Source organism: Rhodoferax ferrireducens T118, assembly GCF_000013605.1.
GTDB lineage: Bacteria > Pseudomonadota > Gammaproteobacteria > Burkholderiales > Burkholderiaceae_C > Rhodoferax > Rhodoferax ferrireducens.
On record NC_007908.1, the window covers coordinates 3,529,396 to 3,545,139 of the forward strand.

Below are 15,744 nucleotides of genomic sequence, written 5' to 3' on the forward strand. Positions count from 1 at the left end.
GGACGGTCTGGTGCAGTCGCATTTGGGACCGCGACTGATGAGGCCATCGCCTCCTTGTCTGATCAGGCGGCGCCGTCCGCGGGATGCGCCCACTGCCACAAGAGCGTGGCCACGTCATCAATGCCCTGGCGCTTGGTGGCCGAAAACAGCCGCACTTCACCACCACCGGCCTGCAGCTTCATGATGGACAGGGCTTTGGTTTGCTCGGTGCGCGTCAGTTTGTCGGCCTTGGTGAGGACCACCAGAAATTTCAAACCCTCTTCCACCCGTGGCCGCACGATGTCGAGCAGGATTTCATCCAGCTCGGTCAGCCCGTGGCGCGGATCGCACATCAGCACAATGGCCTTCAAATTCTCCCGCGTCACCAGGTAGTTGGCCATCACTTGCTGCCAGCGAATCTTGTCCTGTTTGGGCACCGCCGCGTAGCCGTAGCCGGGCAAGTCAGCGAACACCGCGTCGGTGACGCCCTGCTTGCCCAAGGAGAACAGGTTGATGTGTTGGGTGCGACCCGGTTTTTTGGAAGCGAATGCCAGCTGCTTTTGTTGCGTCAGCGTGTTGATACAGGTCGATTTACCCGCGTTGGAGCGTCCCACAAAGGCAATTTCGGGCACATCCAGGGCCGGCAGAAAATGCAGTTGTGGTGCGGTGGTGAGGAACTTGGCGGTATGCAGCCAACCCAATGCCACGGTAGCCGCGGCTTGGGCCTGCGGGTCGGGCGCAGGTTTTTGGGTGGCCGAGGCCGGTGGGTTTGAATTGGTAGTCATGAGTAGACGGGAGAAAACCCGGAGTCACATTGTAGAATCAAGCCGTTCCTGCCCCTCACCTGACTCGAAACCCCCTATGAAGCTGCTTGCCTCCCTGTTGTTTGCTGCCGCCCTGACAGTCCCTGCTTTTTCCACCTTGGCACAAGAGGCCAAACCTGCCGCGCCGCAGGCCATTGCGGGGCCGGCCAAAGCCGTCAAGCCCGATCTGGCCAAGGGCGAGGCCAGCTTTGCCGTAGTGTGTGCTGCCTGCCATGCAGCGGACGGCAATTCGGTGATTCCCGTTCAGCCCAAACTGGCCCAGCAACACCCCGAGTACCTGATCAAGCAGTTGCAGGAGTTCAAATCCGGCAAGCGCGCCAACGCCATCATGACCGGCATGGCGGCAACGCTGAGTGATGCGGATATACAGAACATCGCCTACTGGGTATCGGCCAAGACGGCCAAGCCTGGCTTTGCCAAGGAAAAAGAACTGGTGCAGTTGGGTGAGCGTATTTACCGCGGTGGCATACCCGACCGTCAAGTGCCCGCCTGTGCCGGTTGCCACGGCCCCAACGGCGCGGGTATTCCTGCGCAGTATCCACGTTTGAGCGGCCAGTATGCGGAATACGCTGTGGTGCAACTGACAAGCTTTCGCGATGGCGTCCGCAATAACAGTCTGCAAATGACGCAGGTCGCGGCCAAGATGAACGATCGCGAAATCAAGGCGGTCGCCGATTACATCGCCGGTTTGCGTTAATCGCCGGGTTTTTGCTATTGGCTGATCCCAATTTGAATTTTCATTGCACCAAGCAGTAGCGTCCAGTCATCAAGACGGGCAGATCCATGGCCAATGGATCTGCCTTTTTTTTCGGCGACCAGGTCCCCGTCCGTGGCTGGTCGACAGCGCGTTGCCGATGCCATACCTTGACGTAAGCCTATGGTCAATCCCTATGGTGACCCTGGCCTGTTTGCGCAACAATGAGCCAGCTTGCCGCTAGACCCTGACCCATGCCCGAAAGTATTCAACCCAACGCGCCGCGGCGTGACGCCCTGGAAGAGTTGCAACTTGCCTTGCGCGAGCAGCAAGTCATTCTCGACACCGCAGGCGTCGGCATTGTTTTCATTAAAAATCGCCTGGTGGTGCGCTGCAATCAGCGCTTTGGGCAGATCTTTGGCCATTCCGATGCGGCCGCAATTTTGGGCAGCACCAGCCCGTCGCTGTACCCCGACGACTTGGCTGCTCACGCACTGGCTGAAGCCGCCTACCCGGCCATGGCGCAAGGCCTGACCTTCAAGTCAGAAGTGCTGATGAAGCGCCGCGATGGGTCGTCGTTCTGGGCTCATCTGACCGGCAAACTCGTCAACCCGGCGGACCCTCTCGCGGGCTCGATCTGGATCGTGGATGACATCGATGAACAAAAAGCCGCGCAGGCACAGCTGCAGTCGGTATTGACCGAGCAGAACCTGATTCTGGACAATGCCATGGTCGGCATCGTATTTCTGCGCAACCGCATCGCCACCCGCTGTAACCAGCGCTTTGAAACCCTTTTGGGCTACGAGCCAGGTGAGCTGCAAGGCGTCTCCTCGCGCCAGTGGTATCTGACGAAGCAAGACTGGATTGAAGCCGAACCCCGATGGAAAGCACCGTTTGCGGCCGGTCATGGGTTTGAGGGTGAAATTCAGTTGCGTAAGAAAGACGGCACTGCCATTCACTGTGAGGTTCGCGCCAAGGCCATTAACGCCAGCGACCCGGAGCAGGGGGCGATCTGGATCACCATGGACATCACCGCGCGAAAAACGGCCGAAAACGAACTGCTGCAGGCCCGCGCCGACCTTGAAAAACTGGTGGAAGTCCGCACCCTGGAGCTCAGCCGCACTGTCCAGGAACTCAAGAACAAAGCCGCCGAACAAAAAACCGCCGAAGCCTACATTCAGCGGCTGGCCCACTTTGATGCGCTCACGGGCCTGCCCAATCGATTGCTGCTCAATGACCGTTGCCAGCAGGCCCTGAGCGTGGCGCAACGCGGGCGCCAAAGTGTGGCCCTGATGTTTCTGGACCTTGATCACTTCAAGAACGTCAATGATTCTTTGGGTCACCGGGTCGGCGATGAGGTGCTGGTTGAATTGGCGGCCCGCCTGAAAGCCGCCGTGCGCGAGCAAGACACCGTCTCGCGCCTGGGGGGCGACGAATTCATCCTGCTGCTGCCCGACACCGATGCAATGGGAGCCGCCCATTTGGCTGAAAAATTGCTGCAAACAGCACTGCAGCCGATCCTGATTGAACAGCATGAGCTGACCGTCACGCCATCGATCGGCATCGCGCTCTACCCCAAGGATGGCACTGACCTCGACACGCTGTCCAGATGTGCCGATGCGGCCATGTACCGTGCCAAGGCCGATGGGCGCAACGGCTACCGGTTTTACACCGCCCAGATACAAGCCCACTCTGACCGCATGCTGCTGCTCGACAATGCGCTGCGCCGGGCCCTCGAGCGCAAGCAGCTTGAGCTGCATTACCAGCCCCAAATCGCGCTGATGAGCGGTCAAGTGGTCGGCGCCGAGGCTTTGCTGCGCTGGACCCACCCGGAACTTGGCGCCATTTCACCGGTCGAGTTCATTCCAATTGCCGAAAACAATGGCCTGATCCTGCCGATTGGGGAGTGGGTCATGCGCACCGCCACCCGGCAACTGTCCACCTGGATCGCGCGTGGCATGGCACCCATCACCATGGCGGTCAATTTGTCCGCGCTTCAGTTTCGCAACCCGAACCTGCCCCAGCTCGTCACCCGCATTCTGGAGGACGCGGCCCTGCCGCCCCAACTGCTGGAGATTGAGCTGACGGAAGGCGTGGCGATGACCCATCCGCTGGAAGCGGTCGCCGTGATGAATGAACTGCACCAACGCGGCGTGCGCATGGCCATCGATGATTTTGGCACCGGTTATTCCTCATTGAGCTACCTGAAAAAATTTCAGGTTTACAAGCTCAAGATCGACCAGTCGTTCGTACGCGACATCACCGAGGACCCCGACGACAAAGCCATCGTGGGCGCCGTCATCAGCATGGCCAGCAGCCTGGGGCTGCAAACCATTGCCGAAGGGGTGGAGACCGAGGGTCAGCTCGAGTTTCTGCGCGCTCGGGGCTGCAACGAGGCGCAGGGTTTTTATTTCAGTCGGCCCTTGCCGACGCAGGCGTTCGAGGACTTCGTGCGCAAGCAATAAACGGTTGTGAGCCTACTTGCTGGCAGCCTTGGCCGGTGGGCGCGTGCCCTTGGCAGCAGCTGCCGACGGCGCTGGCAAGCCCAATTGCTTGCTGATGGATTGTTCCAGTGCCCTGATTTTCGGTTCAATCACACCTTGCGTCTGCGTTACCACCTTGTCCAGCAACGCTTTCTGCATCTCGCCGCCCAGCTGCAAAAACTTGCGATTGACCGGCGACTCGATGATGGCAATGAGTTGCTTGAGTTCATCCTCGGTAAACTTTTCTTCCAGCAGCGCACCCACGGTGGAAGGGGCAACGCTGACGGCCTGCTCCCGCACCAGCGGCACGACCTCATCAACATATTTCTTCACATCGGCCTGGATGTCTTTCGCCACGGCCTCGCGCTTGTCGGCCGCCACTTTGGACTGCAAGACAATACCAGCCTGCTGCATCATCTGCGCCGCCGGCCGCTCCGCCAGCGCTTGCGCTGCCTGCTCAATGGCAGGCCGCTGCAACAGCAAGACCTTGGCGACCAGTTCCTTCTTGGCCGCGGTGGACTCAGCTTGCGCCCCGCTGGCCAGCGCCAACAGCACTATCACTAATAGTTTTTTCATACCGAACTTTTCCTTAAAGAAACACAAGTTAAACAGCCCACGCTGACTGGCCAACAGGAGGTGACCGTCCCCACCTACCCGCAGACCCGACATCCAGGGATTAATCGCTCTGGGCGAATGAAGTCTCTTCAAGTTAGCCAGGAGACGCGACACGCGAATTTCCCGGGCGACTCGGTGTTCATCATAGCGATGTGGCGCGATGCCACCCGGAACCATCAACCTTCAACATGGGGAGACCCATCGCCATCTTTGCTCCAAGGCATCTGTGCCACTGCAGGACCAGGGCGTTTTGAGTCCTTCCATGACGTCCTCCATGGACGAAAAGAAAACCTTTTATATCCCAGGGTTTACCCCAATAAATACCTTGTACTGCACTGTCTGAAGCGCCAAAGAGCCTATCCACCCTTGCCTGGGGCGCAGGTCATGCGCCGGCGCAATGGCGAGACGGCTCGATTGGACGGGCGTGCTGTCACTGCGCCTTGAATCCGCTGTCTTTGATGATGCGGGCCCAGGTTTGGGCGTAGGCGTGTTCGCGGCTGGCCAGTTGCGCTGAAGTCATGTAGCCCACGGTCAGACCCATGGCAGTCAGGCGCTCACGCACCTCGGGCAGGGCGATAACCTTGGCCACGGCGGCTGAGAGTTTGTCGATGGCCGCCTGTGGCGTGCCTTTGGGCGCAAAAATACCGTAGTAAGGCACGTCTTCAAAACCTGCCAAACCAAGCTCGGCAAAGGTCGGTACGTCCGGCAACGCAGCCTGGCGCTGAGCACCCAGCACCGCCACGATGCGAATCTTGCCGGCTTTCTGGTTCTCAATGAAATCAGGCACCGAACCCACACCGGCGTGGATCTGGTTGCCCAGCATATCGCCCATCATGGGCGCGCTGCCGCGGTAAGGGGCGGCCTGCAAGTCCAGCTTGTATTTTTGTCCAATCACCTTGACCAGAAACTCGGGCACTGAGGCCGGGGCCGGCACGCCCACCGTATCCTTGCCTGCGCCCTCCTTTTGCACCCAGGCCACATACTCCGCCATGCTCTTGGCCGGTGTGCCGCCTGAGACCGCCAGGCCATTCACAAAGGTGGCAAAACCGGCCACCGGCATGAAATCTTTGCTGGCGTCATAACCCGGATTCTTCAACACCAGCGGCAAAATCGTGATGGTGTGATCGTGCGACAAGAACAGGGTGTTGCCATCGGCCGGCGCGGCTTTGAGCGCCTGCGCGGCAATCTGGCCACCGGCGCCGGCTTTGTTGTCTACCACCACCGTGACACCCAAGGGGTCTTTGAGCTTGTCGGCCAGGATGCGGGCAATGGCGTCGGTGCCACCACCCGGCGGAAATCCCACCATCAGCTTGACCGGGCCAGTCTGAGCCTGCGCAAGACAAGCGCCCAAAAGCGCAGCGGCCGCCAGGGATTTCAACCAGCCACGCATCAGTTGACGAACCTGAAACTGAACCATTCGTAACTCCTGTTTGAACAACAAAAAAAGTCTAAAACGTGCCCGGATAGGCGCCACCGTCAGCCAGCACATTCTGACCGTTGATATAACCGGCCTGCTGGCTGCACAGGAAGGCACAGATGGCGCCAAATTCTTCCACCGTGCCAAAGCGCCGCGCCGGGATGGTGTTGCGACGTGCGGCCATGACAACATCAAGGGCTTGGCTGGTTTTTTGCGCTGCGCCCTGCATGACGCCTCTCAGACGATCGGTGTCGAACGCACCGGGCAGCAGATTGTTGATGGTCACACCGTGCGCCGCAAGTGGGCTGCGCGCCACACCGGCCACAAAGCCGGTCAAACCGCTGCGGGCACCGTTGGACAAGCCCAGGATGTCGATCGGCGCCTTCACCGCGCCGGAGGTGATGTTGACGATGCGGCCAAAGCCGCGCGCCGCCATGCCGTCCACCGTGGCCTTGATCAACTCAATCGGCGTCAGCATATTGGCATCCACCGCCCGGATCCAGGCATCGCGGTCCCAATCGCGAAAGTCGCCGGTCGGCGGGCCCCCAGCATTGGTGACCACAATATCAAAGTCGCTGCGCGCGGCAAATACCGCTTGCCGGCCTTGCGGCGTTGTAATATCTTCAGCAACAAACTGGACTGTAGCCCCCGTGTTACCTGCGTATTCAGCTATTAATTTAGAAGCAGAAGCCTGCAGCACCGCGGCGCCTCGAGCCACCAGCAGCACGTTCACCCCTTCGCGCACCAGCGCCTCGGCACAACCGAAGCCCAAACCCTTGCTGGCACCGCACACCAAGGCCCATTTACCGGCAATACCTAAATCCATGACAGCTCACTCCCAAGCAATTTGTGAATGCTGGCAATGATACGTGGTGAAAACAACGGCGGCAGGAAACGTCGCAGAGGCAGCACGCCGCCCGCATCGCCACGCGCAAGGCTGTGTCAGCTGCGCTTGAACCGCTGCGCCATACCGGGCGACAGCCAGAGGCTGCTGTCGGCATCAACGATCAAGGCATCGATTCCCGGTGTGCGGCCGACCCGGGTTCGCCCGGCATCGGCACCCGCCACCATCAGGGCCGCGCCCAGACCGTTGATGAGTTCGAGTTGCTCACTGATCAAGGTAACCCCATGGGGACCGGTACTGGGGTAGCCGGTTTTGGGATCAAGGATGTGATGCAAGCGCTTGCCGTCGTGCATCATGAAACGTTCGTAATCGCCGGAGGCCGCGACAAAACCCTGGGTCAAGGACACCACACCCAATAATTGGCTGGGTTGACGCGGGTCGCGCAGGCCCACGCGCCAGGGGCGGCCATTCAAACGGCCCATCACCAGCACGTCGCCACCGCCGTTGATCATCGCGTTGGTGACGCCACGGCTTTGAAGTTGCCCCAGGCCAGCCTGAAGAATGGGCAGTTTGGCAATGCCGCCCAGATCCAGCAGCATGCCTCTTTGGGTCAGATAGGCCGTGCCCGCATGTTCACTGATCACCAGACCGGCTTTTTGATCGACCAGCCGCAATTGCGCTGCGATCTGCTGCTTTGAGGGGATGGACGGATGCTCGGGGCTGAAATCCCAGTCCCGCAAAGACCCGACCGTGGCATCAAAAGCCCCGCCACTGGCCTGTCCCGCCTGACGCGCCATCAACAGCACGCGCAGCAACTCCGGCGGTACTGGCACCGGTTGCAGACCCGCCATCAGGTTGATGGCGTTCAGTGCGCTCGTCACACGGTAGCGGCTCATCATGTCGGCCAACCGGTTCATCTCGGTGAACGCTGCAGTTGCGGCAGCGGCCAGGGCTGCACTGTCATTGCCCTGCAGCGTCAGGTCGACCCGCGTGCCCATCAGAATTTGCGAGGACTGCTGAACATCCGCCTTGGCGTGCACCGACGGCACCACCAGGCCACACGCCAACAGTGGCAAGGCCAATGCAAGCTGACGCCGCCCGTGTTGAATGCGATCAGACGCAGGAGAAGCCATGGTCACGCCTTCAAGCAGGTCAGCGCGCCTGATCTGCCATGTAATTGACGGCGGCCTTGACTTCGTCATCGGTCAGCGTCGCATTGGCCCCGCGCGCGGGCATCTGGCCCTTGGCGCCGGTGAAGCCCTCAAGCGCGTGCTTATAAAGAACGTCATTGCCTTGGGCGATTCGCGGACCCCAGTCGGCTTTGTCGCCCGGCTTGGGCGCACCAGCCGCACCCACGGCGTGGCACATGGCACAGACCCTGCCAAAGACCGACTTGCCCACGGTGTTCTCGGCCACCGGAGCGGGTGCAGGCGCAGCCACAGGTGCCGGCGCTGTGGCAGGTGCGGGGGCGTCTTTTTGTCCGCAAGCGGCCAAAAAGGCCAGGCTCAGTGTCGCCAGCAGCAGGGTGGGTTTGTTCATTGTTGATCTCCTGAAAATCAGTTGAGTGGACCTGTGACGGCATGTTTGGATTTTTTATGCCCCAAAAAAAGTCGACACGCGTTAAAGATGTATTATAGGCACATCAAATGTTTTGCACCTTGTTGATGCCAATCAAACCAATTGACACGACTTTTGGTCACCATTTGCCGGGGCTAAAAAACACATGCCTGTGCAACCTCCGTCCTCCATGGAAAGGGCGGCCATTTTCAGCGAGCATCTTATTTTGAGTCAAGAGCAACTATCGAAGACACCCGAGACCACGCTGGCAACTGGCCGAAGCGAGTGCACCCACAGCGCCACCCTGACCAGCCCGCATGGGGCATTGCAGACAGCCCGCGCTCATCACGCAGGGTTCAGATATGTATTCGCAAAGCCAATGTCTGGTGGCTAGGGTGAATTTCTACCTGGCCGCGTTGTTGATGGTGTTTGCCATGGGCACAGGCGGTGCGCGCGCGGCCACCGGCTCCTACAACGCGGAGCTGCCGCCTGAACTCAACAGCGCCAAAAATTTGTGCGCCCTCGTGCCCTGTTCAGACGTGTTTCCTGGTGCCAGCAGCTTTTCTGAACGCATGGGCCAGCCGCCTTATGTTGAGGCCTATGGCGAGCACAAGGACGACAACAAGGACACGAAGAGCACGAAGAAAGATGAGACGCAGTCCCATCGTGGGCCGAACAACGGCAAGAAGGAACTGCTGGGCTATGTGATGCTGTCCACCGACATCACCGACATGCCGGCCTACTCGGGCAAGCCGGTCGTCACGCTGATCGGCATGGACCTGAAGGGCCGCTTCGTGGGCGTGAAGGTGCTCAAGCATTCCGAGCCCATCCTGCTGCTGGGCATCCCCGAATCGGCGCTGCTGAACTTCAACCAGCAATACGTTGGCAAGTCGGTCGCCGACAAGATTGAGGTCGGCCAGTCCCGGCCTGATGAAGGCGTGCTGGGTGTCGATGCGATCTCGGGCGCTACCGTCACCGTGATCACGCAAAACCAGGTCATGATGACAGCGGGCACGGCGGTTGCGCGCCAAGTCGGCATCCTCGCGCCGACGGTGCGCGAGCCGGCCCGCTTTGCAGCGAGCGGCCAGCATCTGAGTTGGGCGCAGCTGGTCAAGCAGGGCAGCGTGCAGCGTCTGCAGGTGTTACCCCAAGACGTGGGCATGGAGCGCGGCAGCGAGCCCTTTATTGAGCTGTGGTTTGGCGACCTCAACCACCCTGACATCGGCGCCAGCCTGCTCGGGGAGAACGTCTGGAACAACCTCCACTTGCAGTTCAAGGAAGGCGAGCACGCCATCTTCATCATCCGCACGGCGGGCACCGAATCATTCAAAGGCTCGGGCTTTGTGCGCGGTGGCATATACGACCGCGTGCAAGTCAAGCAGGGGGCGGATTCCTTCACCTTTCGCGACACCGACTACCTCAACCTCTATGGCCTTGCCGCAGCCGGGGCACCGGCCTTTACTGAATCCGCCATCTTCATCATCCGCTCCAAGACCTTCTCTGCGGCCTATCCCTGGAAGCTGTCATTCTTGGGCAACCGCGTGGACCGTGCCACCGGCAAGCGCAGCTTTGCCACCTTCGATGCCAAATACTGGCTGGCCGCCGACCTGTTGCTAGGCGGCCGACCGGTGATGGAAGAAACCGCAGCGCCCTGGGTGCAGGTGTGGAAATCGCGCGCCGTGGGAATTGCCTTGTTCGCCGCCTTGCTGATCATGGTCACCGTGGTCTATGCCTTTCGTGAAAAACTCACCCGCCGTTCAACCCACAAGAACAAGTGGCCGGTGAATGCCTTTAAATACAGCGCCTGGGCCCTGAGCATCGGCTTTGTCGGCTTTGGTGTCATGGCGCAGCCTTCCATCACCCAGGTGCTGACCTGGCTGCACACCCTGCTGTTTCATTGGACCTGGTCTCTTTTTCTCTCCGACCCCTTCATTTTCCTGTTCTGGATTTTTATCATCCTCACCGTGTTTCTGTACGGGCGTGGCCTGTTCTGCGGCTGGATGTGTCCGTTTGGCTCCCTGTCCGAGGCCCTGTACAAGCTCGGTGGCCTGATCGGCTTGAAGCGCTTTCAGGGTCACTTGCCACGCGTCTGGCACGACCGGCTCAAGTGGGTGAAGTACGCGGTGTTCTTCGGCCTGCTGACGGTGTCTTTGTTTTCCTTGGGTCTGGCCGAAATGCTGTCCGAGGTGGAGCCCTTCAAGACCACTTTCCTGGTGGGCATCAGCCATCGCGCCTGGCCTTATGGCCTGTTTGTCTGCGCGATTCTGGGCCTGTCGATCTTCATCGAGCGGCCCTACTGCAAATACATCTGCCCGCTCGGCGCCGCGCTGGCCATGCCCAGCACCTTCCGCTGGTTCGGCCTGCCGCGCAAGCAGGACTGCAACAGCTGCAAAGCCTGCGCCGTCGGTTGCGGCTCGCTGGCGATCGACGCCGATGGCCGCATCGACCACCGCGAATGTCTGCACTGCCTGGATTGCCTGGTGCTGTACACCGATGTGAAAGGTTGCCCGCCACTGGCCAAGGAACGCAAGCGACGCGAACGGGACGGACTGGAGATCACGCCCATTGGGCGCGACGGCTATTTCATTCCGATCCACGCCACTCCGATGGATGCCAAGGTCAGCCAGGGCCCCGACCCGCGCATGCCGACCGACCCGGTGCCGCGGCCCCACAAAACACAGGCCCGGTTCGGGCGGGCACTCTGGCTTGAATTGGTGGACCACCTGTGGCCCTGGAGCGCCGAGGGATGGACGTCGCAACGGGCGCTACAGATCGCCGGCTTGTCGCTGGCGCTGGCCGCCACCGTGGCTTGGGTGCTGGCGGCGACGGGGCGCCTGTCCGCCAGCGCCATCATTGGCTGGTGGATCGGCTGGAGCGTCTACGAAGTCCTGATTCGACTGTCGGGGCGCCGCTATGTGAAGGACGGCCCCTGGTGGCAGGGCCATTACCGCTATGCCAGTGTCATGGACATGCTGAGTTACGTGGGCTTCAAAAACTTGCTCATCGGTGCCGCGTTGTTTCTGAGCCTCAAAGCAGTGGGGCTGCTACTGGTATGAACTCATATCAAAAAATTTGAACCGTCTTACAACCCAAGAAAGGAAAATTCTCCATGAACACTCCCAACAATAAAATCGCGATCCCCAGGGATCTGGGTCGTCGCAATTTTCTCAACAAAACGGCAATTGCCGGCCTTGCCGGGGCTGGCTTGTCGGCCGGCCTGGTGGCCTGCAACAAGACGGCCGGTCCGGCTGCGACCGGCAGCCCGGCTGTAGCGGCTTCGGAGCCGGCCAAGAGTGGTGCTGTCGATTACTCAGCCTACGAGGTGCATCCCGGCCAACTCGATACTTACTACTCCTTTTCTTCCGGCGGTCACTCGGGCGAAGTTCGTATCTATGGCTTGCCCTCGGGCCGCTTGTTCAAGCGCATTCCGGTGTTCAACATTGACTGTCTCGTCGGCTGGGGTATCACCAACGAATCGAAGAAGATCATGGGCACCAACGCGGACGGCAGTCTGAAATACTTCACGGGTGACACCCATCATGTGCATCCGTCCTACACCGACGGAACCTACAACGGCAAACACCTTTTCGTCAATGACAAAATCCATGGTCGCATCGCGCGCGTGCGGCTCGATACCATGGAGTGCGACAAGATCACCGAATTGCCCAACGTCCAGGGTTTCCACGGGATTTTCCCGGACAAGCGCGATCCGGTTGACGAAAAGATCAACTACACAACCCGCGTTTTTTGTGGCAACGAGTTCCACATTCCCCAGCCCAACGACGGCCGCGACCTCAACGACCCGACCAAGTATTTCTGCCTGTTCACGTGTATCGATGCGGAAACCCTGGAGCCGCGCTGGCAGGTCAAGGTAGACGGCAACATGGATTTGGTGGCGACCTCCTACGACGGCAAACTGGCATGTTCCAATCAATACAACATGGAGAATGGCGCCCATTATGAGGACATGATGTCGCTTGAGCGCGACTCCTGCATCTTCTTCAACATTGCCCGCATCGAGGCAGCTGTCAAGGCCGGAAAAACATTTTTCATCGGCAAATCCAAGGTTCCGGTGGTGGACGGCACCAAATCCGCCAACGCAGACCCGAAGACCGCGCTGACCTGCTATGTGCCGACACCAAAGAACCCGCACGGCGTCAACGCCAGCCCGGACGGCAAGTACTACGCCTGCTCCGGCAAGCTCTCGCCGACGGCCACCCTGATTGAGCATGCTTTGGTACTGAAATGGTTCGACGGTGAGCTCAAGGAGCCGCGCGACACCGTGGTCGCCGAACCTGAAATCGGTCTGGGCCCACTGCACACCGGTTTCGACAACAAGGGCAACGCCTATACGACGCTCTTCCTGGACAGCCAGATCGTCAAATGGAACCTCGAGGCCGCCATCAAATCCTTCAAGGGTGATAAAGCGGCAAAGCCGGTGGTGGACCGCATCGACGTCCAATACCAGCCAGGCCACGGTTTTACGTCCATGGGCGAGACCAAGAATGCCGACGGCAAGTTCTTCCTGTCCGACAACAAGTTCTCCAAGGACCGCTTCCTGCCGGTTGGACCGCTGCACCCGGAAACCGCGCAACTGATTGACATCAGCGGCGACAAGATGAAGCTCGTGGCCGACCACTCGGTGTACTCCGAGCCGCATGACTCCATCATCATTCCACGCGAGCTGATCAGGACCCGGCAGGTCTATGACATCAACGAGTTCCCCAACGCGGTCAAGGATGCCAAGGAATGTCGTGTCGAACGCAAAGGCAAGAAGGTGACGGTCTACCTGACATCTCAGGCGCCAACCTTCGGACTGCGCGAGTGGACGGTCAAAAAGGGCGATGAGGTCACCATCATCCTCACCAACCTGGACAAGGTAGAGGATCTGACCCATGGCTTTGCCATCCCGAACTACAACATCAACTTTATTGTCAACCCCCAGGAGACCAAATCAGTCACCTTCAAGGCCGACAAGCCCGGTGTCTATTGGTGCTACTGCACCAACTTCTGCCATGCACTGCACCTTGAGATGCGTTCGCGCATGCTGGTGGAAGCCTGAGTGACGGCGGCACAGCGCTTGGCGCAGAGTCCTGGGGTGCCGCACACGCTGGATGGCCAGGTGGGACTGAAGTGCCTGCACTGAAGCACTTCAGTGCAGGGCTGGCCCTGGCCGTGCGCACCACGGCGCTGCTGTTCGCTTCGCTGCTGGTGGCGGGCGTCGCAGCGGCCGCAGAGATCCGGGTCCATCCGGGCGATTCCATCTCGGCGGCAGTGGCGCGCGCCAAACCCGGTGACACGGTGGCGATTGAGCGCGGTCGCTACCAGGACAACTTGCGCATCGACAAGCCGCTGAAGCTTGTAGGAATCGACCGGCCAACCATCAGCGGCGGCCTCGCGGGCGACACGATCCGCATCGTTTCGCCCGACGTCAGCGTCGAAGGTCTGATCGTCACGGACAGCGGCGACAATCTGACCGAGCAGAATGCGGGCATCTACATCCAGCCCGGTTCGGACCGTGCAGCCATCAAGCATTGCGACATCGCCTACAGTTTGTTTGGACTTTGGATCGAAGGGGTCAAGGACGTCCAGGTCATCGGCAACCGGATCACCGGCAAGCGTGACCACGCATCGGCCCAGCGCGGCAATGGCATTCAGCTTTACAACACCACCGGTGCCCAGATCATCGGCAACGAAATCAGCTTTGCTCGCGACGGTATCTACGTCGACGTTTCCTATCACGCGATCTTTCGTGGCAACAAGATTCACGATGTACGCTACGGAACCCACTACATGAACTCCCACTTCAACACCTGGGAGGACAACGAGTCTTATCACAACCGAAACGGTCTGGCGCTCATGATGACGCGCAACCTGATCGTGCGCAACAATCGGACCTGGGGCAATTCAGACGTCGGCATCATGCTGCGCACGATCCAGGATTCGGTCATCGAGGGCAACGTGGTAGCGGGCAACCGCCGCGGTTTCTTCATCTATGACGCTGAATACAATGCACTTCACAATAATCTGATTATTGACAACGATGTCGGCGCGCATGTGTGGGCCGGCTCGATTCACAACGAGGTCGAAGGCAACGATTTCATCCGCAACCGGGAACAGGTGCGTTACGTCGCAGCGAAGGACGTCCCCTGGGGTGTCAAGACCGGCAACTACTGGAGCAACTACGTCGGCTGGGACCGCGATGGCAACGGCATCGGCGACGTGCCCTATGAAGCCAACGACGTGGTGGACCGTCTGGTTTGGCGCCTGCCGGTGGTCAAGCTCCTGCTCAACAGCCCGGCCATTCAAACCCTGCGGCTGATCGCGCAACAGTTTCCCCTGCTGCGCTCACCCAGCATCGTGGACGGCAAGCCGCACATGCAACCCACCCACAGCAACTGGAGTCAATGGATTGGCAAACAAAGTAATTGAAGCCCACCAGATCACCAAGCACTACGGCTTGATCCAGGCGGTGGACGGCGTGGACCTTGCGGTCGAGGCCGGCGAAGTGTTTGGCCTGATCGGGCACAACGGTGCCGGCAAAAGCACCTTGTTCAAGATGATGCTGGGCTTGATCCCGGCCACCTCGGGCGAGATCCGGATTGACGGCACGCCGGTTCGCGGCGAGGAATTCCGCCGCGTGCGCCGCCACCTCGGCTACCTGCCCGAGAACGTGGTCTTCTACGACAACCTCAGCGGCCTGGAGACCCTCGCCTTCTTCGCCCGCCTGAAAGGGGTTGACCTGGGCGAATGTGCTCCGCTGCTGGAGCGGGTCGGGCTTACCGCTGCGGCCAACCGGCGCGTCAAGGGCTACTCGAAGGGCATGCGCCAGCGCCTGGGCTTCGCGCAGGCCCTGCTCGGCAAGCCCAAACTGCTGTTTCTCGATGAGCCGACCACGGGCCTCGATCCCGAGGGCATTCGCGAGTTCTATCGCATCCTCAAGGAGATGAGGAGCGAGGGGGCGACCATCATCCTGACGTCCCACATTCTGTCGGAAATCCAGGAACGGGTCGACCGTCTCGCCATCATGAAGACCGGCAAGATTCAAGCCATCGGCACCGTCCAGTCATTGCGGGAGAAGATGGCGCTGCCCCTGCGGTTCGAACTGCGGCTCGCGCCGGGCGCGGAAATCGAATTGCGGCAGATCGTCGACACGCTGGAGGGTGCCGAGCTCAGCGAAGACGGCGAGCGGGTCACGGTCCATTGCCAGCGCGAAGCCAAAATGCCGGTTCTCCAGGCCCTGGCAGCGCTCAATGGCCGGATAACCGATTTGCACATCCGCGAGCCCTCTCTTGAGGACGTGTTTCTAGGCTATTCGGGATGAGAACATC

The 15,744-nt window shown here is 60.0% G+C and carries 12 protein-coding genes; 6 read left to right on the forward strand and 6 right to left on the reverse strand.

Annotation, left to right across the window (positions count from 1 at the left end; all coding sequences use genetic code 11):
* Nucleotides 1–62 precede the first annotated feature (62 nt).
* A complete protein-coding gene (gene yihA, locus RFER_RS16150) occupies nt 63–764 on the reverse strand; it encodes a ribosome biogenesis GTP-binding protein YihA/YsxC (RefSeq protein WP_049765681.1) in 702 nt (233 codons plus the stop codon).
* 76 nt (nt 765–840) lie between these two features.
* Here yihA and RFER_RS16155 point away from each other — a divergent pair, with 76 nt between their 5' ends.
* Together RFER_RS16155 and RFER_RS16160 are read left to right on the forward strand one after the other, a co-directional pair.
* Nucleotides 841–1,500: a c-type cytochrome gene (locus tag RFER_RS16155; protein ID WP_011465463.1), complete on the forward strand. Its 660-nt coding sequence runs from the start codon at nt 841–843 to the stop codon at nt 1,498–1,500.
* A 251-nt stretch (nt 1,501–1,751) separates the two neighbouring features.
* The gene (locus RFER_RS16160; RefSeq protein ID WP_011465464.1) at nt 1,752–3,962 is read left to right on the forward strand and encodes a sensor domain-containing protein; all 2,211 of its coding nucleotides are present in this window, start codon (nt 1,752–1,754) and stop codon (nt 3,960–3,962) included.
* Between the two features lie 12 nt (nt 3,963–3,974).
* Here RFER_RS16160 and RFER_RS16165 read toward each other — a convergent pair whose 3' ends face one another.
* From RFER_RS16165 to RFER_RS16185, 5 genes are all read right to left on the reverse strand, one after another.
* Nucleotides 3,975–4,556, reverse strand: a complete 582-nt coding sequence (locus RFER_RS16165) for a DUF2059 domain-containing protein (protein ID WP_011465465.1) — start codon at nt 4,554–4,556, stop codon at nt 3,975–3,977.
* Between the two features lie 469 nt (nt 4,557–5,025).
* Entirely contained in the window at nt 5,026–6,012 is a 987-nt protein-coding gene (locus RFER_RS16170) for a Bug family tripartite tricarboxylate transporter substrate binding protein (RefSeq protein ID WP_011465466.1), read from the reverse strand.
* A gap of 31 nt (nt 6,013–6,043) precedes the next feature.
* The gene (locus RFER_RS16175; protein WP_011465467.1) at nt 6,044–6,838 is read right to left on the reverse strand and encodes an SDR family oxidoreductase; all 795 of its coding nucleotides are present in this window, start codon (nt 6,836–6,838) and stop codon (nt 6,044–6,046) included.
* Nucleotides 6,839–6,954: 116 nt separating this feature from the next.
* On the reverse strand, nt 6,955–7,989 hold the full coding sequence (locus RFER_RS16180; protein WP_011465468.1) for an FAD:protein FMN transferase: 1,035 nt from the start codon (nt 7,987–7,989) through the stop codon (nt 6,955–6,957).
* Nucleotides 7,990–8,008: 19 nt separating this feature from the next.
* Nucleotides 8,009–8,395 (reverse strand): c-type cytochrome, encoded by a 387-nt coding sequence (locus RFER_RS16185; protein WP_011465469.1) that lies wholly within the window; start codon nt 8,393–8,395, stop codon nt 8,009–8,011.
* 440 nt (nt 8,396–8,835) lie between these two features.
* On the opposite strand from RFER_RS16185, the gene RFER_RS16190 reads away from it, so the two are divergent.
* The 4 genes from RFER_RS16190 to RFER_RS16205 all read left to right on the forward strand — a co-directional run bounded on the left by RFER_RS16190 (nt 8,836) and on the right by RFER_RS16205 (nt 15,737).
* Nucleotides 8,836–11,469 carry a NosR/NirI family protein gene (locus tag RFER_RS16190; protein WP_244095888.1) on the forward strand — a complete coding sequence of 878 codons (2,634 nt, stop codon included), beginning with the start codon at nt 8,836–8,838 and terminating at the stop codon, nt 11,467–11,469.
* Between the two features lie 53 nt (nt 11,470–11,522).
* Nucleotides 11,523–13,475: a TAT-dependent nitrous-oxide reductase gene (nosZ, locus tag RFER_RS16195; RefSeq protein WP_011465471.1), complete on the forward strand. Its 1,953-nt coding sequence runs from the start codon at nt 11,523–11,525 to the stop codon at nt 13,473–13,475.
* A gap of 71 nt (nt 13,476–13,546) precedes the next feature.
* On the forward strand, nt 13,547–14,845 hold the full coding sequence (locus RFER_RS16200; protein WP_011465472.1) for a nitrous oxide reductase family maturation protein NosD: 1,299 nt from the start codon (nt 13,547–13,549) through the stop codon (nt 14,843–14,845).
* Nucleotides 14,826–15,737, forward strand: a complete 912-nt coding sequence (locus RFER_RS16205; protein ID WP_011465473.1) for an ABC transporter ATP-binding protein — start codon at nt 14,826–14,828, stop codon at nt 15,735–15,737. The genes RFER_RS16200 and RFER_RS16205 overlap by 20 nt, the downstream gene beginning before the upstream one ends.
* The last annotated feature ends 7 nt before the right edge of the window (nt 15,738–15,744 follow it).

Bases quoted from the DNA above. Each gene is read 5' to 3' on its own strand.
- yihA (WP_049765681.1), bottom strand. From the start codon at position 764: ATGACTACCAATTCAAACCCACCGGCCTCGGCCACCCAAAAACCTGCG.
- RFER_RS16155 (WP_011465463.1), top strand. From the start codon at position 841: ATGAAGCTGCTTGCCTCCCTGTTGTTTGCTGCCGCCCTGACAGTCCCT.
- RFER_RS16160 (WP_011465464.1), top strand. From the start codon at position 1,752: ATGCCCGAAAGTATTCAACCCAACGCGCCGCGGCGTGACGCCCTGGAA.
- RFER_RS16165 (WP_011465465.1), bottom strand. From the start codon at position 4,556: ATGAAAAAACTATTAGTGATAGTGCTGTTGGCGCTGGCCAGCGGGGCG.
- RFER_RS16170 (WP_011465466.1), bottom strand. From the start codon at position 6,012: ATGGTTCAGTTTCAGGTTCGTCAACTGATGCGTGGCTGGTTGAAATCC.
- RFER_RS16175 (WP_011465467.1), bottom strand. From the start codon at position 6,838: ATGGATTTAGGTATTGCCGGTAAATGGGCCTTGGTGTGCGGTGCCAGC.
- RFER_RS16180 (WP_011465468.1), bottom strand. From the start codon at position 7,989: ATGGCTTCTCCTGCGTCTGATCGCATTCAACACGGGCGGCGTCAGCTT.
- RFER_RS16185 (WP_011465469.1), bottom strand. From the start codon at position 8,395: ATGAACAAACCCACCCTGCTGCTGGCGACACTGAGCCTGGCCTTTTTG.
- RFER_RS16190 (WP_244095888.1), top strand. From the start codon at position 8,836: ATGGTGTTTGCCATGGGCACAGGCGGTGCGCGCGCGGCCACCGGCTCC.
- nosZ (WP_011465471.1), top strand. From the start codon at position 11,523: ATGAACACTCCCAACAATAAAATCGCGATCCCCAGGGATCTGGGTCGT.